This is a genomic window from Marinifilum sp. RC60d5, from assembly GCF_052400665.1.
GTDB lineage: Bacteria > Bacteroidota > Bacteroidia > Bacteroidales > Marinifilaceae > JBQTGK01.
Window position 1 is genome coordinate 450508 of the sequence record NZ_JBQTGK010000004.1, and the last position, 23917, is coordinate 474424.

Consider the following 23917-nt stretch of genomic DNA (forward strand, 5'->3'; position numbering starts at 1 on the left):
TCGAAATTAATGATGAATATGAATTTATTAAAGTATGTAAGTAAGATCTCGATTCTATGTTTAATCGGACTTTTATTTGCAACAGAATTAAAAGCTCAGAACAATACTACTTCACCATATTCATATTATGGTTTAGGAGAGTTAATGAATGAAGATATACTAAATTCAACAGGTATGGCTAGTTTGGCATACCGTAATGGAGGAGTCTTAAATATTAATAATCCTGCGGCACTAGCTCATATCGATAGCTTGCGATTTATATTTAAACTTGGATTGGTTGCAAAATATAGCAACTTACAACAGGGTGATGATAATGATTTTGTGAATGATTATAATCTTTCTAAAATTTCGTTTGGATTTAAAGTTTCATCAAATTATGCTACCGCGGTTTCTTTAATACCTTATACCAGTTTAGGTTATAATATGACCAAACGAGAATTGGTTGAAGGTGGTGATGAGTATTTTTATCGTTCACAAGTAGGATCTGGAGGATTGAATCAGTTGGTTTGGTCGCATGGAGTTAGTCTTACAAAAAACTTGTCGCTGGGGATTAATGGAATTTATCTATTTGGAAATAATACCAGAGAAGAACAAATTATTCCAGAGGGAAGCTCAGCCTATAGTTATAATAGTAATACAAAGTTAATTTCCGAAGGTCTTCATTTTAATTTGGGTGCACAGTACAAGTATGAATTTAAAGGGAATTCACTTATTTTAGGTGCAAAATATCAGCCAAAAATAGGGGTTAATGCTAAAATGGAAACTGAAGTGTTGAATTTAAATATTGAAAAATATAGTGATATTGATCGCGGCAAATTTGATGTTCCGGAAACTTATGGAATAGCTCTTGGTTTTAATAAAGGAAAACAGTTTTGGCTTGGCGCAGATTATTTGAACGAGAAATGGAGTGAAACAACAAAGTTCGATAAGAGTAATGAATTGCTTGATAGAAATAAATTTTCTTTGGCAATGGCTTATGAGGCTAATGATGGTTATGCAACTAAAATGTTGAAAAAACTGACTTATCGTTTTGGAGCTTTTTATGATACTGGTTATATGAGAGTCGAAAATGAACGAATAAAAACAAAAGGTGTTAGTTTTGGAGTTGGATTTCCAATGGCTAGAGGTAAAGGAATGATTAATGTTTCTTTTGAGTTTGGACAGATGGGAACTACCGATAATAATAATGTTCGTGAAGATTATGGTAGATTTACTCTTGAAATGAGTTTGTTTGAACGATGGTTCGTGAAAAGAAAATATCAATAATATAATAAAGATATATAGAAAGCTCTCAACCTTTGTTGAGGGCTTTTTTTATGGTGTTTTTTTTATATCGAAAATTTGGACCTTAAACTCTAAAATTATTGTCATTCTCGAATAATAATGATTAGTTTTGTATTGAAAACTAACTAAATACTATGAAGTTAATTTTATCATTCTATGAAATTAGCCTCGGAAAGATACAGGGTATAACATGAAAATGATTTACAAACCTCAAGAGTATCGGATTAAAGATGAAAGGATGAAACCTTTTATTGATGAAGCGGAAATATGGGAAATTTTGGACGCTGCCGATGCATCAAAAGAAAATGTTCGACGAATTATTAAAAAATCTTTAGATAAGAACAGACTAAGTTTGCAGGAAACTGCAATTTTGTTAAAAACAGAAGACCCTGAGCTTATCGAAGAAATTAAAGAAGGAGCAAGAACACTAAAACAAAAAGTTTATGGTGATAGAATTGTAATATTTGCTCCTCTTTATGTAGGTAATAAGTGTGTAAATAATTGTACTTATTGCGGGTTTAGAGCTTCTAATAAAAAACAGGTACGAACGACTTTGTCACACTCTCAAATCGAAACAGAAGTTACCGCTCTGGAAGATAATGGACAAAAGAGACTAATTTTGGTGTATGGTGAACATCCAATGTATGATGCTAATTTTATTGCAGATTCGGTGCGTTCTGTTTATAGTGTGAAATCGGGTAATGGTGAAATCCGAAGAGTAAATATTAATGCAGCTCCATTAGATATCGAAGGTTATAAAATTGTTAAGGAATCTGGAATAGGAACTTATCAGATTTTTCAGGAAACTTACCATCGCGAAGCTTATGCGAAATATCATATTAGTGGAAAGAAAAAAGATTATAACTGGCGTTTAACAGGTCTTGATAGAGCACAGGAAGCTTTAATCGATGATGTTGGAATTGGCGCATTATTTGGTTTATACGATTGGAAATTTGATGTTATGGGCTTAATCAGGCATGTAAATCATTTCGAAGCATGTTATAACATAGGACCGCATACCATCTCGTTTCCTAGAATAAAATCAGCTTCCGATTCTAATGTAGATCCAAAATACGAAGTAAGCGATGAAGAGTTTATTCGTTTGGTGGCTATTTTACGATTGGCAGTTCCTTATACAGGAATGATTTTAACTGCCAGAGAATCTCAGGAGGTTAGAGAAGAGGTTATTCGTTTGGGAGTATCGCAAATTGATGCAGGTACTAATATTCAGCTTGGTGGATATTCTAAAGAATCGCGAAAGGATCAAAAGTTGGATCATGAACAATTCGAAATTGGAGATACAAGAAGTCTTGGTGAAGTAATTGATGAGTTGTTGGATAAGGAATATCTCCCTTCGTTCTGTACTGCATGTTATCGTTTAGGTAGAACAGGAGAACATTTTATGGAATTTTCGGTTCCAGGTTTTATTAAGCGCTATTGTACACAAAATGCAATTTTAACTTTGGCCGAATATCTCGAAGATTATGGAACTCCGGAAGTAAAGGAAAAAGGATACAAACTAATCGATAAAAAGAAAAAGGAACTTGAAAAAACTCAGAAAATAGAAGAACTGGAAGAGCGTTTGGATTTGGTGAAAAATGGAAAGAGAGATCTTTATTTCTAGATTGATTATTTGAATTTTAAATTTATAAAAAGACACTTTTTTTGTAACTTTTACAATAGCTGTAAATTTAAAATTTAGAAATCATGATTGGATCTACAATTCGAATTTTTGGTATTCTTATTCGCGATAAGGAAAAAGAAAAAGCCTGTGTTCAGCAAATTTTAGCTCGATATGTAAATTCCATAAAAACACGATTGGGAATATACGATATTGAGCATTCTGAAAGTCATCCTTATGGTTTAATTCTTATTCAGGTTGTAGGAACCGAAAAAGAAATGGACCAATTTGAAAAAGAGATTTATATGATCGATGGAGTGGAAATACAGCACATGTTTTTTCGATCTTAAAAACTAAATAAAAAAGAAATGTTTGAGCTTTGCTTCGAACATTTCTTTTTTTGTAATAGGGGATTACTGTATTATTTCTTAATTCTCCTGCTAAAATGTTTTGAGTCTCCCCATTTTCCATAACCAATTTCCCCATCAGCCATATTAATTCTGGCTTCCATGCAATTAGTGCAATCGTCGGCACCTTCATCAATACAAGGCTTGTTTTTATAAAGAAGGTAGTTTGCCCTTTCGTTGGTAGGAGTTATATTCGGCATGATAACATTAGCACCAAGACGCAGTGCTTTTTCTCTTCCCAACGGATCAATTGCCTGAAGCGCTGTTGCTGCAGCAATATTAATATCTTTCATTAATATACGAAGTACAGCAATCATTCTTAATGTTAATCTAAATCTATCGTTTAAGCTCATTAAACTATCGCGAAATTCGTAGAGTGGCGTCTCATCGTGCTCAATATAAGGACCCATGCCAACCATATCAATATCAAATTTTTGCATAAATAAAAGATCATTGGCCAAATCTTCATAGCTCTGAAAAGGAAGTCCAATCATAACTCCTGTACCAGTTTGATATCCAACATCCTGAAGATATTGAAGGCATTTTAGTCTGGTTTCATGCGAATGTTTTTCGTTATACGGATGAATTTTATTGTAAAGATCTTTATTACTCGATTCAATTCTTAATAAGTAACGATGCGCTCCGGCATCAAACCATTCCTGATAGGTTTCTTTTGTTTGTTCACCTAGCGAAATGGTTATTCCCAGTTCGTTGTTACTTAGTTTTTTTATTTCTTTAAGGAGTTTAGTAATTCTATTAATAAAGGCTTTGTCAGATCTTTCACCCGATTGTAAAACCAGAGAAGCATATTTGTTTTCGTAGGCAAATTTTGCCGCCTTTAAAATTTCAGCATCTGCAATATTGTATCTGCTAACATGCCTATTGCTCGATCTTATTCCACAATACAAACAATCTTTTTCGCAAATATTAGAAAATTCTATTAAGCCCCGGAAATACACATTTTTCCCAACGTATTTTAATTTTACTTCCGACGATTTTCTAAACAAAGCTTTTTCGTCTTCTCCAGTAGCTTGCAATAAACAAACGATATCTTCTTTCGAATATTCATTTTGCAGTAAAATTTGCTCAATACTTTTTGTCATAGGATACAAGATTCTATTAAATTAGACTTTAAAATTACTGATAAAAATTCAGCTTTTTATATCTCCACTTCTAAATTGGAATATAATATTCTAAACTCCGAAAATACTTTTGGCTGCAATCGTTTGAAGAAAAATTCTTTGGATCAATAATATCTTGTGTGATTTTTTAGTAAAAACCATCAATTTACTTACATATTGTATGAAAAATCATGATTTTAGGTGTGGATTATTACTATATTTGACAAAAATTGCAAAATAACAAACAACAAGACATGATAAACGAACAATTACTTAAGCCTAAAAGTATTGTTGTTGTGGGAGGTTCCGACGACGTACAAAAACCAGGAGGAAAAGTTCTAAAAAACTTAATAGATGGCCAATTTAAAGGTGATCTTTATGTTGCTAATCCTAAAATGGACCAGGTTCAGGGAATTAAATCTTTTAAAGACCCTAAAGATTTACCTCAGGTAGATCTTGCCATTCTTGCTATTGCTGCTAAGTTCTGTCCATCAACCATAAAGTTTCTTGCCGAAGAGAGAAAAACACGAGCTTTTATTATTCTTTCTGCCGGATTTAGTGAAGAAAACGAAGAAGGCGCTAAATTAGAGCAGGAGATTGTTGATATTGTAAACTCTGTGGGTGGTGCTTTAATTGGACCTAATTGTATTGGTGTTTTAAATCCTAATTACAATGGTGTTTTTACCACTCCTATTCCAACTCTCGATCCTAAAGGTTGCGATTTTATTACCGGATCGGGTGCAACAGCTGTTTTTATAATGGAATCGGCTGTTCCTAAAGGATTATCTTTTGCCAGTGTTTATTCGGTTGGTAACTCTGCACAAATGGGCGTAGAAGAAATCATGAAATATCTCGATGAAAGTTTCGATCCCGAAACGAGTAGTAAAGTAAAATTATTATATATAGAGAACATCGATAAACCAGAAATGCTTCTAAAGCATGCTTCGTCTCTAATTCGAAAAGGCTGTAAGATTGCTGCAATAAAATCTGGTGGATCAGAAGCGGGTAGTCGCGCTGCCTCTTCTCATACGGGTGCATTGGCTAGTTCCGATGTGGCTGTCGATGCATTATTTAAAAAGGCTGGAATTGTTCGATGCGCAGGAAGAGATGAGCTGGCAACAGTGGCTTCCATATTTATGCATCCAGAATTAAATGGCAAAAACATTGCTATTATAACACATGCAGGAGGACCTGCTGTAATGTTAACTGATTCTCTTTCTAATAATGGTTTGGAAGTGCCTCATATCGATGGACCCAAAGCCGATGCTTTGTTAGAAAAATTATATGCAGGATCATCTGTAGCTAATCCAATCGACTTTTTAGCTACTGGAACAGCTCAGCAGCTAGGTGATATTATAGATGCCTGTGAAAACGACTTCGATAATATTGATGCTATGGCGGTAATTTTTGGTAGTCCAGGATTATTCCCCGTTTACGACGTGTATGATTTGCTGCATGAGAAAATGAAAGAGTGCAAAAAACCAATTTATCCTATTCTTCCATCGGTAGTGAATGTGAAAGATGAAATTGCACATTTTATGGCTAAAGGAAGAACCAGTTTTCCTGATGAAGTTATTTTTGGAGATGCATTAGCAAAAGTATACAATACAGCTAAGCCTGAAGCAAAAGAAATTGACCTGCCAAATGTTGATAAAGATGGTATTCGAAAAATTATTGATGGGGCTGAAAATGGTTATTTAAATCCAGAGCAAATTCATAATTTGTTAGATGCAGCAGGTATTGATAGAGCTAAAGAAGGAGTGGCCGATACAAAAGAAGAAATTGTTGCTCTTGCAAAAGAGATTGGTTTTCCACTGGTAATGAAAGTGGTTGGACCTGTTCATAAATCAGATGTGGGAGGTGTAACTCTTAATGTGAAAGATGAAGCAATGGTGCGTTCCGAATTTAAGAGAATGATGCAAATTAAAGATACCTACGCGGTAATGTTAGCTCAAATGCTTAATGGTACCGAAGTGTTTATTGGAGCAAAGCGTGAAGATAAATTCGGACACATGGTATTGTGTGGATTAGGTGGTATCTTTATCGAAGTTCTAAAAGATGTAAAAGCATCCCTTGCTCCAATTTCTAATGATGAAGCCCACGAAATGATTCAGGGACTTAAATCTTATGGTATAATAAAGGGTGTTAGAGGACAGGAGCCTGTTAATGAAGATAAATTTGCCGAAGCAATTACTAGAGTCGCTGCTTTAATGAAAGTAGCTCCCGAGATTTTCGAAATGGACTTAAATCCATTATTGGGAAATAAAGATGTTGTTGTTGCTGTCGATGCAAGAATTAGAATAGAAAAATAGATGAACAGATGTTGGATGTACAAAAAGATAATTTTAAAATCTAACATCTTGTATCTTAAAATATTGCTATGAGAAAGTGGAAAGATCTGAATAAAAATGAGAAGATGTTGATCTGTTTTGTGATTGTCCTTTTAATAGGGATTACAATAAAATGGAAAGAGGTAAAGAGTGGATTTTTTAAAGGTCTTGAAAATTATACCGAGCAAACAGAAAAATAATAAACAACAATAGCATGGGAGCTTTCTCATGCTATTTGTTTAAAAAAGAAGTGGGAAGTAGATCTTACGCTTATTAAACTATTAAAAAAATGAAAAAGCAAGACATATTATTTTGGTTGGGATTTGTTTTACTCTTCCTTCCATTTTTTATATCGCAAACTGTTTTTGATGCTTATATTGATTTTAATAAAGCTCATGGTATGATAACTAGTTTTGTTAAGTTTGCAATTTTAGCAAGCATTGGCGAACTGATTGGTTTAAGAATTAGAACTGGCAATTATTATCAAAAAGGCTTTGGGCTAATTCCCCGAGCAATAGTATGGGGTTTTTTAGGATTAACTATTAAGTTATCTTTTGTGATTTTTGCAACAGGTACACCTGTTTTTTTATCTTATTTAGGTGTTGATGGCGCTGTAGATGCAATGAAAGGATCATTTTCTGCAAATAAGCTGTTGGTAGCATTTTGTACCAGTGCATTTATGAATTTAATTTATGCTCCTGTAATGATGACGCTCCATAAAATTACCGATACGCATATTGTAAGTAACGGAGGGACGATTAAAGGTTTTTTTAGACCAATTCAGTTTTCAAAAATAGTTGTGAATATGGATTGGGGGGTACAATGGAATTTTGTATTCAAAAAGACAATTCCATTTTTCTGGATACCAGCTCATACAATAACCTTTATGTTACCACCCGATTTTCAAGTACTGTTTGCCGCAGCTTTGGGCATTGTTTTGGGTATATTACTTGCTATTGCAAGTTTGAAAAGTTCCAAATAATTTTATCTTTGTATAAGATAAAAACAATAAAACACTATCATTAAAATATTATCCTATGAGTAAAATTGGATTGTTTTACGGACCTGAAGGTGGTAATGTGGAAAAAGTTGCCAAATTAATTGCCGAAAAAATAAAAACAAGAAGAGTAGAAGTGCATAAGGTTAAAGAAATCGATGCTGATGTAGTATCGCAGTATTCCAATATTATTATGGGAGTTTCTACTCTGGGAAAACATACCTGGTCTTCTGATAATTCGGGTAACGATTGGGATCGCTTTTTACCGAACTTAGATGGTTTAAATTTAAAAGGGAAAAAAATTGCTTTGTTTGGCTTAGGCGATCATATTGCTTACGCTGATTTTTTTGTCGATTCAATGGGAGATTTAGCTGATGTAGTAAAAACTACAGGAGCCGAAATTGTTGGAAAAGTTACCGATGAAGGATATGAATTTAACGAATCGAAAGCCTTTGTAGATGGTATGTTTGTAGGATTGCCTATCGATGAAGATTTCGAATCAGAATTAACAGATGAAAGAGTTGATAAATGGTTGGAGATAATTCTTCCGGTATTTGTTTAGATTAAAATTTTTGAATGAAATAATAAGGCTGACGGTTTTCCGATCAGCCTTTTTTTGAATTTAAGTGTAAATCAAAAATCGATACTTTTGAATTGATATATTTAAAACGATTACTTTGTTTAGATTGTAATAAAATAAGCTAAAACTATTTTAAATTGTTATTAAAATTCGTAATCTTGCATAAGATTAATAAGAAATATACTTGAGTATGCTTTGAGATTGAAACTTGAAGCTAAAACTGTAAGAATTCTTGATTGTTAATTAAAAGTAAGCAATCTAACCATAGAAAATAAGAACGATGAACACCCCAATAAATAAAGAACTAGTAGATAAAAAACTACAGCTTTGTGGAATTAAAGATATGGCTGAAGCTTCTATTCGCGATGTTGTACGGCTTGTAAATATGATTGAAGAAGAGTCGGGAGAGAAATTTGTACGCATGGAAATGGGAGTTCCAGGTTTAAAACCAGCTAAAGTTGGAATTGATGCAGAAAAAAAAGCCCTCGACGATGGAGTTGCTTCTGCATATCCAATGTTGGAAGGTGTTCGGGAATTAAAAGAAGAAGGCTCTAAATTCGTAAAGAATTTTATGAATATTGATATTAAGTCTGATGGTATTGTTCCCACAGTTGGATCTATGCAGGGAGGATATGCTGCATTTATGGCTATTGGCGCTTGTCATACTCAAAAAGATACTATCCTATTTATTGATCCGGGATTTCCTGTTCAAAAAACTCAACTCGAGATAATGGGGCAGAAATATGAGTCGTTTGATGTATACAATTATCGTGGCGATAAATTAAAAGCTAAGCTAGAGGAGTTTTTATCGAAAGGTAATATCGCAGGTATTATTTATTCAAATCCGAATAATCCTGCCTGGATATGTTTTAACGATAATGAACTAAGAATAATAGGCGAATTGGCAACCAAATACGATGTTATTGTTATGGAAGATCTTGCATATTTTGCAATGGATTTTCGCTCCGATTTAGGAAAGCCGGGAGTTGCTCCATACCAACCAAGTGTTGCAAATTATACTAAGAACTATGTATTAATGATTTCTAGTTCGAAGGCATTTAGTTATGCAGGTCAGAGAATTGGATTGCTTTGTATCTCTGATGAATTGTACTGCAGAAAATTCCCAAACCTTAAAAGTAGATTTGGAGGCGAAGAATTTGGCTATGCTCTCATATACAGAATTATATATGCACTTTCTTCGGGTACATCACATTCGGCACAATATGCATTAAGTGCGATGTTAAAAGCTGCAAACGAAGGAAGTTTCGATTTTATTGAAAATGTTAAAGAGTATGGTGAAAGAGCTCAGATAATGAAGAAACTTTTTACCTTAAATGGATTTGATTTAGTTTACGATACTGACGTAAATGAACCTCTGGCCGATGGATTTTATTTTACAGTTTCATATCCGGGAATGACAGGAGCTGAATTAAACAAAAAATTACTTTACTATGGAATTTCAGCCATTTGTTTGAATGAAACTGGTAGTTTAAAAGAGGGTTTACGTGCCTGTGTTTCGCAAATCTCCCGAAAGCAGTTTAAGGATCTAGAATTCAGATTGGAAGAGTTCGCAAAACATCATCATTTAGAGAGTAAAATAGGATTTTGATCGTATAAGGTCCTAATCCTAAATAGATTATATTATTTAGATTGAATGTAAATTTTAGTGTTTAGGTGTAATAAGTTGACATTCAGTTATTTTGATAGTGTGATAAATTGAAAGTAAAATCAGGAAAATTACTTTTGAATTGTTACCTTTATAGTGTGAAAAACATTTAATTTTTAATCATTAATGCTATGGCAAAATTTAAAGGTGCTATTGTAGTTGAAACCGAAAAATGTAAAGGTTGTGGCCTTTGTGTTGAAGCTTGTCCTACAGGAGTTATCGAGTTGGCAAGAGACGTAAATGGTAAAGGATACCATTATGCGTATATGGCTAACCCAGATGCATGTATTGGATGTGCAAGTTGTGGTTTAGTTTGTCCAGATACTGTAATAACAGTATATAAAGTGAAGGCAAGTTAATACAATAGATCCTAATTAGTAAACTGAAAATTTTATAAAAATATTTGTAATGGGAGACGTTCGTTTAATGAAAGGAAATGAGGTTATCGCTGAAGCAGCTATTCGTTGTGGATGTGATGGGTATTTTGGTTACCCAATTACTCCTCAGTCCGAAATTATGGAAACCCTAATGGTCCGCAACCCCCAAAAAGAAACGGGAATGGTGGTCCTGCAAGCTGAAAGTGAAGTTGCTGCTATTAATATGGTTTATGGTGGTGCTTCTTGTGGTAAAAAAGTAATGACTTCATCATCGAGTCCTGGAATTAGCCTTAAAGCTGAAGGAATTACCTATTTAGCAGGAGCAGAACTTCCAGCCTTAGTAGTAAATGTTGTACGAGGAGGACCAGGTCTTGGAACAATTCAACCTGCGCAATCTGATTATTTTCAGGCTGTTAAGGGTGGCGGTCATGGTGATTATAAACTAATTGTTTTGGCTCCTGCTTCGGTACAGGAAATGAATGATTTTGTAGATCTTGGATTTAAATTGGCATTTAAATATTTAAACCCAGCTATGATTTTAACCGATGGAGTTATTGGTCAGATGATGGAAAAGGTTGAGTTGGCTGAATTTAAGCCTCGTTGGACTGCAGAAGAAATCGAGAAACAATCAGGATCTTGGGCTACAACAGGTAAAACAGCTGGCGCAAAACGTAGAATTTCTACTTCTTTAGATCTGGATTCGGCAAAGCAGGAAATTTTCAACCATAAATTGCAAGCGAAATATCGTGCAATGGAAAAAGATGATGTGAGATTTGAAAAGATTGAATGTGATGATGCAGAATATCTTTTTGTAGCTTACGGATCGAGTGCTCGTATCTGCCAAAAAGCAATAGAACAAGCTAGAGAAAAAGGCATTAAAGTTGGCTTATTACGGCCAATTACTCTTTTCCCTTATCCAACTAAGCAAATTCAGGAAATGTTAGGACAAGTTAAGGGTATTCTTTCGGTAGAAATGAGTGCTGGTCAGATGGTAGAAGATGTTAGACTTGCAGTAAACGGTAAAGTGCCTGTAGAACACTTTGGACGCTATGGTGGTATCATTCCTACTCCTGAGGAAGTTGTAGAAGCATTGGAAGAAAAAATTTTAGGAAAATAAGTTATGACAGCAACGACTGAAATCAACAGTATAATTAGCAAAGAGAATTTGGTTTATAAGAAAACCGATATTCTTTTAGATAACGAGATGCACTATTGCCCGGGTTGTACACATGGTGTAATCCACAAGGTTATTGCTGAGGTTATCGACGAAATGGATATTCAGGATAAAACAATTGGAGTTTCTCCTGTTGGTTGTTCTGTATTGGCTTACAACTATATTGATATTGACTGGCAACAAGCTGCTCATGGTAGAGCTCCAGCGTTGGCCACAGCAGCATCTCGCTTAATGCCAGATAGATATGTATTTACTTATCAGGGTGATGGTGATTTAGCATCAATTGGTTGTGCTGAAATTATGCATGCATGTAATCGTGGAGAAAACATTGTAGTGGTTTTTGTAAACAATGCAATTTATGGTATGACTGGTGGTCAAATGGCTCCAACTACATTGGAAGGTCAGGTAACAGCTACTTCTCCTTATGGACGTGATTGTGCCAATACAGGTTATCCAATGAAAATGAGCGAAATTGTAAGTACTTTAAGAGGTACTCGTTTTGTAACTCGTCAATCTGCAGAAACACCTGGTGCAGTTAGAAAATTGAAAAAAGCAATCCGTAAAGGTTTCGAAAATACCAGAGAGAAGAAAGGTCTTTCTTTTATCGAAGTAGTTGGTACTTGTAGTTCAGGTTGGAAAGTAAGTCCAACTAAGGCCAATGAGTGGATGAAAGAAAATATGTTCCCTTATTATCCATTGGGTACATTAAAAGATGAATAGAACTCCATTTAAAATCAATTAAAACTGTAAAAAAATGACAGAAGAAATTATCATTGCAGGATTTGGTGGTCAAGGTGTACTTTCAATGGGTAAAATTTTAGCTTACTCAGGTATCATGCAAGATCAGGAAGTATCGTGGATGCCATCTTATGGCCCCGAAATGCGTGGAGGTACTGCAAATGTAACTGTAATCCTTAGCGATGAAAGAATTAGTTCACCTGTTTTGAAAAAGTTTGATACTGCTATCATTCTTAACCAACAGTCGATGGATAAGTTCGAAGAAGAGGTGAAGCCTGGCGGAACTTTATTATATGATCCAAACGGAATTACTCGTCATCCGGAAAGAAAAGATATTAATATCTATAAAATTCCCGGGGCAGCACTAGCTACTGAAATGGGAAATCCAAAAACATTTAATATGATTATTATGGGTGGTTTTCTTAAAGTAAAACCAATCGTAAAAATTGAAAATGTACAAAAAGGATTAGAAAAATCTCTTCCTGAGCGTCATCATAAATTAATTCCTTTAAATATTGAAGCTATTCAAAAAGGAATTGGTTGTGTAGAGGTTGTACATGAGGTATAGATAATAATAAACCTAATATTTTATAAAAAAGAGAAGTTCTATTTAGAACTTCTCTTTTTTATTTAACGGTTTTTGATGACAGCTTAAGTTGTGATAGTATTTTTTGAATATCTATATTAATAATAAATTATTTAGTTTAAATTCTGAATAGTAGAATACTTATAGCAGTTTTGCTTTTAACAGACTATCGAAAATTATAGAATTAATTCGTTCAATAAAGATTCGTATATTAAGTATAGAAAACTAGTGATGAGTAATCTTGTTTGTGTATTATTAGTTTAATAAACCTATTGTTACAGATAAATTATTTCTTGAGAATTACATGAGAAATTCTCCTTGATATATTCGATTTTAGCTTGACTGTGAATAAACAATATCTATTTTTTTTGTTTATTAAGATTCGTTTGTCTGTGTTAACTTCTACTTTATCGAGTTAAACATAGGTTTATCCAATAAAATTGACAGACACTAGAGATTTATTTAATATTGTTTACTGTTTTCGATAGTTGTTGAAAATGTATTATTAATGTAAAACTATATTAAATGATGATGAAAAGGCTTCTACTGCTTTCATTGCTAGTTGTGTTTACACTGGCAAGTGGTTTTTCCCAAAATGGAAAAATTGAGTTTGAAGAATACGATTTGGATAATGGCTTGCATGTTATTTTGCAGCAAGATCATACTACTCCTAATATCGTAGTTTCGGTAATGTACCATGTTGGTTCAAAAAATGAGAATCCTGAAAAAACTGGATTTGCCCATTTTTTTGAACACTTAATGTTTGAAGGAACTGAAAATATTCCAAGACATCAGTACGATAAATATGTATCAAGAGCTGGAGGAGAGTTAAATGCAAATACATCTTCTGACAGAACTTATTATTTTGAGAAACTTCCATCTAATCAATTGGCATTAGGGCTTTGGTTAGAATCGGAAAGAATGATGCATGCTAAAGTTGAAGCAATTGGAATTAAAACTCAAAAGGGCGTAGTAATTCAGGAGAAAAAACAGAGTTATGATAATCGCCCTTATGGTGGAATTTTGCCAGAAACTATGAAACGTGCTTATGTGAAACATCCTTACCGATGGATAACTATTGGTGATGAAGAGCATATTAGAAATGCAAAAGATGAGGATTTTGTGAATTTTTATAAAGAATTTTATGTGCCTAATAATGCTGTTCTAACTATTTGTGGTGATTTTGAGAAAAAGGATGCACAAAAACTTATAAACGACTATTTTGCTGAAATTCCTAAAGGAACAAAAGAAATTTATCGACCAACAGTTGTTGAGCCAGCAAAAACTGCTGAGGTAAGAGATACTGTTTATGATAACATTCAGCTTCCTGCTGTAATTCAGGCTTATCATATTCCTGCTGTTGGAACTCCAGATTTTTATGCTGTTGATATGTTGTCAAAATTAATGACAGATGGTAAAAGCTCTCGTTTATATAAAACTTTGGTGAATGACAAGCAATTGGCTCTTCAGATGATGGCTTTTCCAATGCCAAATGAACATCCTGGTTTAACTTTGGCTTTTGGTATTCCAAATATGGGTGTTGATCTTAAAAACCTTGAAACAGAAATGGATTCTGAATTTGCTATTGCGCGAGAAGAATTAATTTCAGAAAAAGAATTTCAGAAACTACGTAATAAAATTGAAAATGAATTGGTAAGCTCTAATTCTACAATTGAAAGAAGAGCTGAGAATTTGGCAACAGCTTACACTTATTTTAAAGATTCTGAGAGAGTAAATAAAGAATTAGAGAAATATTTTGCAGTAACAAAAGAGGATATTCGTAAGGTTGCTAAGAAATATTTTGTTCCTACAAATAGAGTGGTTCTTTACTATATGCCAAAGCAAAATTAGTAATCTCATTAAAAGGAATTTTATAACTGAGATTATTTGTTGATTGAAGAATTGAAAAAAGAAAAATAATGAAAAATATATATAAAATTTTTGCATTTTTTGTAGTCGTATGTTTTGTATTTACGGCTAATGCACAGGTTGATAGAACAAAAGCACCCGCTGCAGGACCAGCTCCTAAAATTCAGTTGGGAGATTATGATAGTTTTACCCTAAAAAATGGGATGAAAGTATTGGTTGTTGAAAATCATAAACTGCCTAAAGTTGAATTTGCAATGTCGCTGCTGATCGATCCAATAGTTGAAGGAGATAAGGCTGGATATCTATCTTTTGTTGGTGGATTATTAGAAAGTGGTACAACTACTCGTTCGGCCGATCAATTGGCAGAAGAGATTGACTTTATTGGGGCTCAAATTCATGCTGGTTCTCAGGGAGTGCAAGCAGGAGGATTATCAAGATATAAAGAGCAAATATTGGAATTAATGGCCGATATGACTTTACATCCTGTTTTCCCAAAAGATGAGTTCGACAAAATTGTAAAGCAAACTTTATCGGGTTTAGAAGCAAATAAAACCGACCCTAAAGCGATTTCAAGTAATCTTAGAAGTAAAGTATTGTATGGTAAAAATCATCCTTATGGCGATGTTGAAACCGAAGCTACGGTTAAAAATATTACCCTGGATGATTGTAAAAAATATCATGCAGCTTATTTTAAACCAAATGTTGCTTTAATGGCAATTGTAGGTGATATTACAACTAAAGAGGCTAAAAAATTAGTAAAAAAGTATTTTGGAAAATGGGAGCAAGCTACTGTTCCAACTCACGAATACGAAATGCCTGCAAAAATTGAAGGAAAAAGAGTTGTGTTGGCTAATAAAGATGCTGCAACTCAATCTACAATTCAGATAATTAATTTAATCGATTTGAAGAAAGGTAGTCCTGATGTGATTCCTGCAAGAGTGATGAACTCTATGTTGGGGCGTGGTTTCTTAGGTTTGCTAAATAAAAATCTTCGCGAAGATAAAGCGTATACCTACGGTGCTTATTCGGGAATTTCTTCCGATAAATTGGTCGGAAAATTTTATACTGCCTCGGAAGTAAAAGGTGAAGTTACCGATAGTGCTTTAATGGAAATGGCAATCGAGATTAATCGTATTAGAAATACTCGTTTAACTCAGGATCATTTAGATATGACAAAAGCAACTTTAGCAGGAGACTTTGCCAGATCATTAGAAAATCCTGAAACAATTGCAGATTTTGCAATGGCAATTGAGCGTTATAACTTACCTGTTGATTATTATGCTACTTATCTTGAAAAATTGGATAAGGTAACATTAGATGATATTCAAGCTATGGCTAAAAAATATACCGACCCTAATAATGCAGTATATCTTGTAGTTGGAGATAAGAAATATAAGGAGCGTTTGGCCAAACTCGATTCTGATGGAAAGGTTGAAGAATATGATTACAAAGGTGATATTGTAAAAGAAGATCCTAATGCTATTCCTGAAGGTTTAACTTGCAAAAATATTATTGAAAGTTATATTAATGCAATTGGAGGTCGTGATAATTGGAATGCTGTAAAAGATCTTAGCTTTAAGGGTGAAATGAAAATGGGACCCATGAGTGTAAATGTTGAATCGGCTTATAAAAACAACGAAAAGTATTGCATGAAGATGATCATGAATGGTCAGGTGATGCAATCAATTGCTTATAATGGAACAGCTGCTAAAATTGTAGCAATGGGACAAGAAAAGCAAGCTGGCGAAGCAGATTTGGCTAAGTTCAAATTACAGGCTCAAATGTGCCCTGAATTAAACATGCAGGAACTTGGCTATAAAATGAAAATTGTAGGTACTGAAACTATCGATGGACAAAAAGCATACAAACTTGAAGTTACAAGCGCTGATGGTATTTCTAGATATGATTTTTTTGCTGCAGATTCTGGTTTAAAGCTTAAAACAGTTATGCAACAAAATGGGGCGAGTGTGTTTATGTTTTATAAAGAATATAAAGAAGTTAAAGGTATTAAATATCCATACTTAACATTAACAAAAGTAGGTCCACAAGAAATGCCATTGTCTATTACTGAATTGTCTATTAATAAAGGAGTAGAGGATTCTTTATTTAACTAAAATATATCATATTTATGAGAAAGAGGAGTTCTGTTTAGAACTCCTCTTTTGTATATTAGTTTGCTTATCTATTAATTTTTATTAATGTTATTTAGACAATATACTGGTGATTTATGATTTTTACTTAATAAAATAATATTTTATTGTACTATTAATAATATTTTTTAAATGTGTAAGCCTTAGTGTTTATAGTATAAACTGTTGTGAAATTAACATTTTGCTTGGGTGTTAATTACTTCATGTTAAAAAAATTATCATAATTATTTTTGGTTAGAATTTCTATATTACTTAAATTTAATTTTGTAATCAAAAATTAAATAACAAATGAGAAAGACAATTCTTTTAGTGGGTGCTTTACTTATTTCTGTTGGCATCTTTGCACAAAAGCAAGTTCCACTTGATCCGAAAGTAAAGAAAGGAACATTGGAAAATGGCATGACTTATTACATTCGAAGTAATCAGATGCCAAAAGAACGAGCTGATTTTTATATCGTTCATAACGTAGGTGCAAGTTTAGAAACCGATGCGCAAAATGGATTAGCCCATTTTTGCGAACACATGGCTTTTAACGGAACAAAAAATTTCCCAAAGAAAGGGGTGTTAAATTTTCTTGAGAAAATAGGAGTGAAATTTGGGCATAACGTTAATGCTTTTACTTCTACAGATGTAACCTGTTATAATTTATCAGATGTACCTGTAACGAATCCTGAATATGTTGATTCTGCTTTGCTGGTATTGCATGATTGGTCTAATTATGTTTCTTTTGAAAGTGAAGAAATTGATGCGGAACGAGGTGTTATTCATGAAGAATGGAGAAGCAGACGTAATGCTGATTTTAGAATGAGCAAAGCTACAATGCCTGTGATTTATAAAGGTTCGAAATATGCAGAGCGCGATGTGATTGGAGAATTGGATGTGATTGATAATTGTTCGTATGAAACTATGCGAAGCTTTTATCGTGATTGGTATCGTCCGGATCTTCAGGCGATAATAATAGTTGGTGATTTTGATGCCGAAAAAATGGAAAAACAAGTTGTCGACTTGTTCTCAAAAATTCCTGCTGCTGTAAATCCTAAAGAGAGAACTCTTTTCGAATTACCTGATAATAAGGAGCCATTAATTGCTATTGCTAGCGATAAAGAGGCAAGGAATGCTCAAATTCGGGTTATGTATAAAAACGATATTGTTTCTCCAGAGAAAAAAGATATTTCATATTTGCGTTCTTTATACATTCAAAATCTTATCGAAATGATGTTGGGTGATCGTTTATCTGAAAAAACACAGAGCGAAAATCCTCCTTATGTATATGCCTTTGGATATTACGGCGAAATGGTTAGAACAAAATCGGCTTTTACTACATTATCGGTTGCTAAACTCGATAATATTGATCTTGGTTTAACAACTCTTTTAGAAGAGAATGAACGTATCAAGAGATATGGATTTGTATCCTCGGAGTTGGATCGTGCAAAAGCAGATTTATTAAGTAGATTAGAAAAAGCTTTTAATGATAGAGATAAGCAAAAGAATGAAAGTTACGTTTGGGAGTATTTTGAGAATTTTTTAACGAATGAACCTGCTCCAGGTATTGAAATGGAATATCAGATTGCTCAAATGTTACTTCCTGCTATAAAAGTTGATGAAGTAAATGCTAAGGTTCAATCGTGGATTCATGATGACAATATGGTTGTGAGCATTACTGGTCCCAAAAAAGAAGGAGTCGTATATCCTACAAAGAAAAAGGTTGCCGAGTATATTCTTGAGTCTCGCAAAAAGGATATTAAAGCTTACAAAGATAATGTTTCAACAGAACCATTAATTGCCGAAGCTCCAAAAGCCGGAAAAGTAATTGATTCAAGAGTGAATGAAGAGTTGGATGCCACCATTTGGAAATTGGAAAATGGTCTTCAGGTTATCATCAAGAAAACAGATTTTCAAGATGATGAAATTATGATGAAAGCCTATAGTTATGGTGGAAGCTCATTGTATCCAGCAGAATATATGCCATCAGCAGACTTGCTTGGAGTAATTGTTGGGGAGAGTGGCCTTGCATCTTTCGATAAAACATCTCTTCAAAAGAAATTAGCTGGTAAGGTAGCAAGTGTTAGCCCTTATGTATCCGAATTAATGGAAGGATTTAACGGACGTAGTTCAGTAAAAGATTTTGAAACTTTACTTCAGTTAACAAATTTATATTTTACAAATCCTCGTTTCGATGAATCTACATATAAAGGTGTAATGAATCGTTATGCTGCAGTAATTCAAAATAAGAGTGCCAATCCAATGTCTTGTTTTGGTGATTCAATTAGAACTGTAATGGCAGATCATAATCCTCGGGTTAAGCCTATGAATAATGATCTGTTAAAGAAAGTTGAATTCTCAAAAATTCAAAAAATATACAAAGATCGATTTGCAGATGCTTCTGATTTTACTTTTATTTTTGTTGGAAATATTGATATTGAAACTGCTAAGCCAATGATAGAATCTTATTTGGGTTCGCTTCCTTCAATGAATCGAAAAGAAGATTTTAAAGATAATGGTGTACGTCCTCCATATCGTATTGTCGATCGTGATATATTTATGAATATGGAAACTCCTAAAGCAAGTGTGTATGTTAGTTTTGTTGGAGAAACAGAATATGATTGCAATACTCGCTTGTGTTTGGAAACAATTTCTCATATTTTGGATCTTAGATATACTGAAGAAATTAGGGAAAAAGAAGGAGGAACCTATGGTGTATCTGCCTGGGAAGAATTTGATAAAATTCCTTATGAGGGTTATAGTATGAATATGTATTTTGATTGCGATCCTGAAAAGGTTGAGAAATTGAAGTCGATTATATACAGTGAAATTGAAAAATTGAAGAAAGAAGGTCCATCAGATGTTGATTTGGATAAAGCCAGAAAATATTTCCAAAAATCTAGAGAAGAAAATTTACGTAAGAATAAGTTCTGGATTAATGCATTAGAGCACAATTATATTTACGATGAGAACATTGTAGCCTCTAAAAATTATGATGAGATTGTTAAAAACTTAACAGCTAAGATGATTCAAAAAGCTGCTAAGAAAATATTTAATAACAATCAGCATGTTGAGATTGTTTTGAAACCTAAAAAATCATAATTGAATTAAATAAACACTAAAATTGGAAAGGATCGTATTTTTGCGATCCTTTTTTATTTATAGGTATTAGTTTAATTTATTGTTAATAAGATATTAGGTTTTTGTGATTCTAAATTTATAGGTAAAATTAGAAATTATTACTTTGAATTCTCAAAATAATATTTACCTTTGCACTCCGATTCGGGAGTGTAGTGGTTAGGCACGATGATCGAATCGGTGTTTCAATATGAATTGTATAAGGTTTTAGGGTTAAATCTTCGTATTGAAAATCATTTTGGGTTAGAGAAAAGGCAGGTGGGGACCTGCCTTTTTCATTTTGTTACTTTTCGTAAAAATGCATCTCCTTAAGATATTGATAAGCTGCCCCAGGCATAAAGAAAGGAAGCTCTTTTTTATCTTTTATGGCTTTTCTGATAAAGCTCGACGAAATTTCCATAAGTGGAGCATCTATCAGGTGAATATTTCCTTTCAACTCTATTTCATGATCTTTAAAACCAGGTCGCGGATACACATATAAATCATGATTTTGTAAAATCAATTCATAATTCTTCCATTTCGAGAAGCTTTTTAAATTGTCGGAACCCATAATTAAGGAAAAGTTATATTGTAAATATTTTTCCTTTAAATAAGTCAGTGTATCAATTGTGTAGGAAGGTTTCGGTAAAGAAAATTCAATGTTGGAAGCTTTTAGTTTTGGATAATTTTCAATAGATCGGTTTACCAATTCGAGACGATGATAATCGCTTAACAAGCTTCTTTTTTGTTTAAAAGGATTTTGTGGGCTCACTACAAACCAAATTTGATCCAGATCGGAATATTCAGCCATATAATTGGCAATTGCCAAGTGACCAATATGAATCGGGTTAAATGATCCGAAGTACAATCCGATTTTCATTTTATTGATTTATAAAGTTTTTTAAAGTAACCTCTGCTTCTTTTAGTGCATCTTCAAGTTTGTCATTAATTATAACTTTATCAAACTGAGTGGCAAAATCTAATTCGAAAGCAAATTTCTGAACTCTCTTCGCAATAACTTCCTCGCTATCGGTATTTCTGTTTCTTAATCGGTTTTCCAGTTCTTTTATCGAAGGAGGCTGAACAAAAACAGCAAGTGCATCATTTTTATAGTATTTTTTTATATTGATTCCGCCAACAACATCAACATCGAAAATAACATTATTGCCTTTGTTACGAATTCGTTCCACTTCACATTTTAAAGTTCCGTAAAAACATCCTTCGTATACCTCTTCCCATTCTAAAAATTCATCATTGGCAATTTTTTGCTTAAAGTCTTCAGCACTTAAAAAGTAATAATCTTTGCCATTTATTTCGGCACCTCTTTTCTCTCGGCTTGTGGCCGATATTGAGAACTCCAAATTTAAATTTTGTTGTAACAAATGGCGAACAATTGTTGTTTTTCCCGATCCGCTTGGAGCTGAAAATATGAATAGTTTCCCGGACATATTTAGTTGTAATATTAAAATTATAAAAAAGCGCAGAGTTTGTGGCCCTACGCTTAAAAGAAATAGAAGATTTTTTACAATACGTTAAGTAGTTGTTCTTTTATTTTTTCTAATTCATCTTTCATCTGAATTACAATTTTCTGGATATTGGAATTATTTGCTTTTGATCCAAGAGTGTTTATCTCGCGACCAATTTCCTGTGCAATAAAACCAAGCTTTTTACCTATCGAATGGCCATTACTAGCGGTTTCGATAAAATATTTGCAGTGATTAGCTAGTCGAACTTTTTCTTCTGTAATATCTAGTTTTTCAAGATAATAGATAATTTCTTGTTCAAATCTGTTTTTATCAACATTTTGTTTTTCAACAAAATCGTTTAGATTATCATTTATTCTTGTTTTAACAGTTTCTATTCTTTCCGATTCGAATTGAGGTACCTCTTGCAGTAGTTTTTCAATATTGCCAATACGAGCAAAAATATCTTCTTCGAGTGCGTCACCTTCCTGCTTTCTAAATGCATTTAAATCCTGAACTGCAGATTTAAATCCTTTAAAAATATTATTCCATTCTTCTTCATCTAACTCTTGATGTTCTGTTTTAAGAGCATCAGGAAGTCTAACTATTGTTTGAAGAATTGGTTCCTGCTCCATAGGAATTCCTAGTTCTGCAGATAAATCCGAAAGTTGCTTGTAATACGCTTCAACAATTGGCTTGTTGATTTTTGTTTCCTTATCGGTTCCAATGCTTTCAATAAAAACTGAGAGCTCAACTTTACCTCTTTCAAGTTTATTTTTAATTTCGTTTCTCAGAATTAAATCTTTCTCTTTGTAAAGATTCGGAATTCGAGTATTAATGTCCAGCTGTTTGCTGTTTAGGGATTTTATTTCGATGGAAACCTTTTTATTTTCCAATTCGAGAGTGGCTTTACCAAAGCCTGTCATCGATATTAACATATTCGAGAAATTTATTTACGCAAAGGTAAGAGATTGAAGTGGATTTACAAACATTTAAACCAATGCCTGTTGATACAATTTTGCTTTTTTATACTTTAAATTCGATTTGTAAATTATGCCGTTTGTGCGATTACCGATTTTGTTTTCCATTTTCCGGTTTTGTAGTACAAATAAGAAAAAATCATTCCCATCGACCATCCAATAGGAATGGACCACCAAATTCCTGTTTCTCCAATTTTTGAAGATAAGAGATAAGATACAGGAATACGCACTATCCAAAGAGAAAATAAAGTAATAAACATTGGGATTAGTGTGTCGCCAGCACCTCGTAAAACTCCATTTGTTGTAAACATGGTAGAGAAAAGCAGGTAGAATGAACTCACAATAATCAGATATTTTTCTCCTATTGCAATAACATTTGGATCTGTTGTAAACATTTTCATAAACTGACTGCCGAATAGAACAATAATTGCAGTCATAAGTAAGCAGAATAAACTCGACATTAAAAAAGTTGCTTTAAATCCTTTTCTAACACGTTCTATTTTATTGGCACCTAAATTCTGACCTACAAATGCTGCAACGGCCTGAGAAAAATTCATTGCCGGCATCATGGCCAAAGAATCTATTCTTCCGGCTGCAGTATAAGCGGCGATTACATCGGTACCAAAGGTGTTTACGATTCCTAAAAGTGCCATCATACCCAAGGCTACAAAGGTATGCTGAATACCCGAAGGTAATCCTATTTTTAAACTTTTAATAAATAATTCCTTATCAAATACCAATTTAAAAAGAGAGAATTTGATGATTTTGTGAGTTCTGTTTAAGTAGATTATTCCGCTTATGAAAGCACCTCCCTGAGCAATGACGGTAGCCCAGGCTGCTCCGGCAATTCCCCATTTAAAAACCATAACAAACAATAAATCGAATGCAATATTGAAAAGTGAGGCTAAAATAAGAAAGTAAAGTGGAGTTTTAGAGTCGCCAAGTCCACGAAGAACAGAGCTGGTTCCACTAAAACCAAAGAACAGTACCATTCCTGCCATATATACATTTAAGTAGCTGGTGGCTTGCGGAATTAATTCGCTGGGTAGTTGCAATAGTAAGAAAAGTTCTTCGCTAAAATATATGCCTAAAATACTGGATACTAATCCGGCTACCAAAAGAAAAATATACATGGTGTCGATAGCGCGCTTTACTTTATCGATATTTTTGGCCCCGTAATATTGAGAAATTACAATTGAGAATCCCGATCCTATGCCAATTAGCAATGCTATTAATGTAAAAATAATAGGAAATGAAGCACCTACCGATGCAAGTGCCTCTTTGCCTAAAACTTTTCCCACTATAATACTGTCAACAACATTATACAGTTGCTGAAAAACATTGCCCAATAACATGGGTAGGGTAAAGTTAAAAATAAGTTTACTTACGTTTCCCGAGGTAAAATCTTTCATGAATAGTTTTTCTTAGAACTACAAAGCTCTAATTTTTATCATGATTCTCAAAAAAACCAGTAA

The 23917-nt window shown here is 33.5% G+C and carries 20 protein-coding genes; 15 read left to right on the plus strand and 5 right to left on the minus strand.

Annotation, left to right across the window (positions count from 1 at the left end; genetic code table 11):
• The first annotated feature begins 18 nt into the window (after positions 1-18).
• The 3 genes from ACT3CE_RS11975 to ACT3CE_RS11985 all read left to right on the plus strand — a co-directional run bounded on the left by ACT3CE_RS11975 (position 19) and on the right by ACT3CE_RS11985 (position 3255).
• Positions 19-1266, plus strand: coding sequence for a hypothetical protein (locus ACT3CE_RS11975; RefSeq protein WP_444710003.1), 1248 nt, complete (start codon positions 19-21; stop codon positions 1264-1266).
• Positions 1267-1480: 214 nt separating this feature from the next.
• Positions 1481-2908: a [FeFe] hydrogenase H-cluster radical SAM maturase HydG gene (gene hydG, locus ACT3CE_RS11980; RefSeq protein WP_444710140.1), complete on the plus strand. Its 1428-nt coding sequence runs from the start codon at positions 1481-1483 to the stop codon at positions 2906-2908.
• 83 nt (positions 2909-2991) lie between these two features.
• Entirely contained in the window at positions 2992-3255 is a 264-nt protein-coding gene (locus tag ACT3CE_RS11985; RefSeq protein ID WP_444710004.1) for a hypothetical protein, read from the plus strand.
• 71 nt (positions 3256-3326) lie between these two features.
• Here ACT3CE_RS11985 and hydE read toward each other — a convergent pair whose 3' ends face one another.
• On the minus strand, positions 3327-4415 hold the full coding sequence (hydE, locus tag ACT3CE_RS11990) for a [FeFe] hydrogenase H-cluster radical SAM maturase HydE (protein WP_444710005.1): 1089 nt from the start codon (positions 4413-4415) through the stop codon (positions 3327-3329).
• Positions 4416-4687: 272 nt separating this feature from the next.
• Here hydE and ACT3CE_RS11995 point away from each other — a divergent pair, with 272 nt between their 5' ends.
• The 12 genes from ACT3CE_RS11995 to ACT3CE_RS12050 all read left to right on the plus strand — a co-directional run bounded on the left by ACT3CE_RS11995 (position 4688) and on the right by ACT3CE_RS12050 (position 19984).
• Complete coding sequence (locus tag ACT3CE_RS11995) at positions 4688-6745, plus strand: acetate--CoA ligase family protein (protein ID WP_444710006.1); 2058 nt, start codon at positions 4688-4690, stop codon at positions 6743-6745.
• Positions 6746-6813: 68 nt separating this feature from the next.
• Positions 6814-6963, plus strand: coding sequence for a hypothetical protein (locus tag ACT3CE_RS12000; RefSeq protein WP_444710007.1), 150 nt, complete (start codon positions 6814-6816; stop codon positions 6961-6963).
• Positions 6964-7052: 89 nt separating this feature from the next.
• Positions 7053-7745 (plus strand): hypothetical protein, encoded by a 693-nt coding sequence (locus ACT3CE_RS12005; protein WP_444710008.1) that lies wholly within the window; start codon positions 7053-7055, stop codon positions 7743-7745.
• 55 nt (positions 7746-7800) lie between these two features.
• Entirely contained in the window at positions 7801-8322 is a 522-nt protein-coding gene (locus ACT3CE_RS12010; protein WP_444710009.1) for a flavodoxin, read from the plus strand.
• 298 nt (positions 8323-8620) lie between these two features.
• Entirely contained in the window at positions 8621-9949 is a 1329-nt protein-coding gene (locus ACT3CE_RS12015; RefSeq protein ID WP_444710010.1) for an aminotransferase class I/II-fold pyridoxal phosphate-dependent enzyme, read from the plus strand.
• 188 nt (positions 9950-10137) lie between these two features.
• A complete protein-coding gene (locus ACT3CE_RS12020) occupies positions 10138-10365 on the plus strand; it encodes a 4Fe-4S dicluster domain-containing protein (protein WP_444710011.1) in 228 nt (75 codons plus the stop codon).
• Between the two features lie 49 nt (positions 10366-10414).
• A complete protein-coding gene (locus ACT3CE_RS12025; protein WP_444710012.1) occupies positions 10415-11500 on the plus strand; it encodes a 3-methyl-2-oxobutanoate dehydrogenase subunit VorB in 1086 nt (361 codons plus the stop codon).
• Positions 11501-11503: 3 nt separating this feature from the next.
• Positions 11504-12277: a thiamine pyrophosphate-dependent enzyme gene (locus ACT3CE_RS12030; protein ID WP_444710013.1), complete on the plus strand. Its 774-nt coding sequence runs from the start codon at positions 11504-11506 to the stop codon at positions 12275-12277.
• Between the two features lie 34 nt (positions 12278-12311).
• The gene (locus tag ACT3CE_RS12035) at positions 12312-12863 is read left to right on the plus strand and encodes a 2-oxoacid:acceptor oxidoreductase family protein (RefSeq protein WP_320120526.1); all 552 of its coding nucleotides are present in this window, start codon (positions 12312-12314) and stop codon (positions 12861-12863) included.
• A 543-nt stretch (positions 12864-13406) separates the two neighbouring features.
• Positions 13407-14732, plus strand: a complete 1326-nt coding sequence (locus tag ACT3CE_RS12040) for a M16 family metallopeptidase (RefSeq protein WP_444710014.1) — start codon at positions 13407-13409, stop codon at positions 14730-14732.
• A gap of 68 nt (positions 14733-14800) precedes the next feature.
• Complete coding sequence (locus ACT3CE_RS12045) at positions 14801-16864, plus strand: insulinase family protein (RefSeq protein ID WP_444710015.1); 2064 nt, start codon at positions 14801-14803, stop codon at positions 16862-16864.
• Between the two features lie 324 nt (positions 16865-17188).
• Complete coding sequence (locus ACT3CE_RS12050) at positions 17189-19984, plus strand: M16 family metallopeptidase (protein WP_444710016.1); 2796 nt, start codon at positions 17189-17191, stop codon at positions 19982-19984.
• A gap of 319 nt (positions 19985-20303) precedes the next feature.
• Here ACT3CE_RS12050 and nadD read toward each other — a convergent pair whose 3' ends face one another.
• From nadD to ACT3CE_RS12070, 4 genes are all read right to left on the minus strand, one after another.
• Positions 20304-20879 carry a nicotinate (nicotinamide) nucleotide adenylyltransferase gene (gene nadD, locus ACT3CE_RS12055; protein WP_444710017.1) on the minus strand — a complete coding sequence of 192 codons (576 nt, stop codon included), beginning with the start codon at positions 20877-20879 and terminating at the stop codon, positions 20304-20306.
• A gap of 1 nt (position 20880) precedes the next feature.
• Complete coding sequence (gene gmk, locus ACT3CE_RS12060) at positions 20881-21447, minus strand: guanylate kinase (RefSeq protein ID WP_444710018.1); 567 nt, start codon at positions 21445-21447, stop codon at positions 20881-20883.
• Positions 21448-21521: 74 nt separating this feature from the next.
• On the minus strand, positions 21522-22400 hold the full coding sequence (locus tag ACT3CE_RS12065; protein ID WP_444710019.1) for a YicC/YloC family endoribonuclease: 879 nt from the start codon (positions 22398-22400) through the stop codon (positions 21522-21524).
• A 113-nt stretch (positions 22401-22513) separates the two neighbouring features.
• Positions 22514-23854: an MATE family efflux transporter gene (locus ACT3CE_RS12070; protein WP_444710020.1), complete on the minus strand. Its 1341-nt coding sequence runs from the start codon at positions 23852-23854 to the stop codon at positions 22514-22516.
• Between the last annotated feature and the right edge of the window lie 63 nt (positions 23855-23917).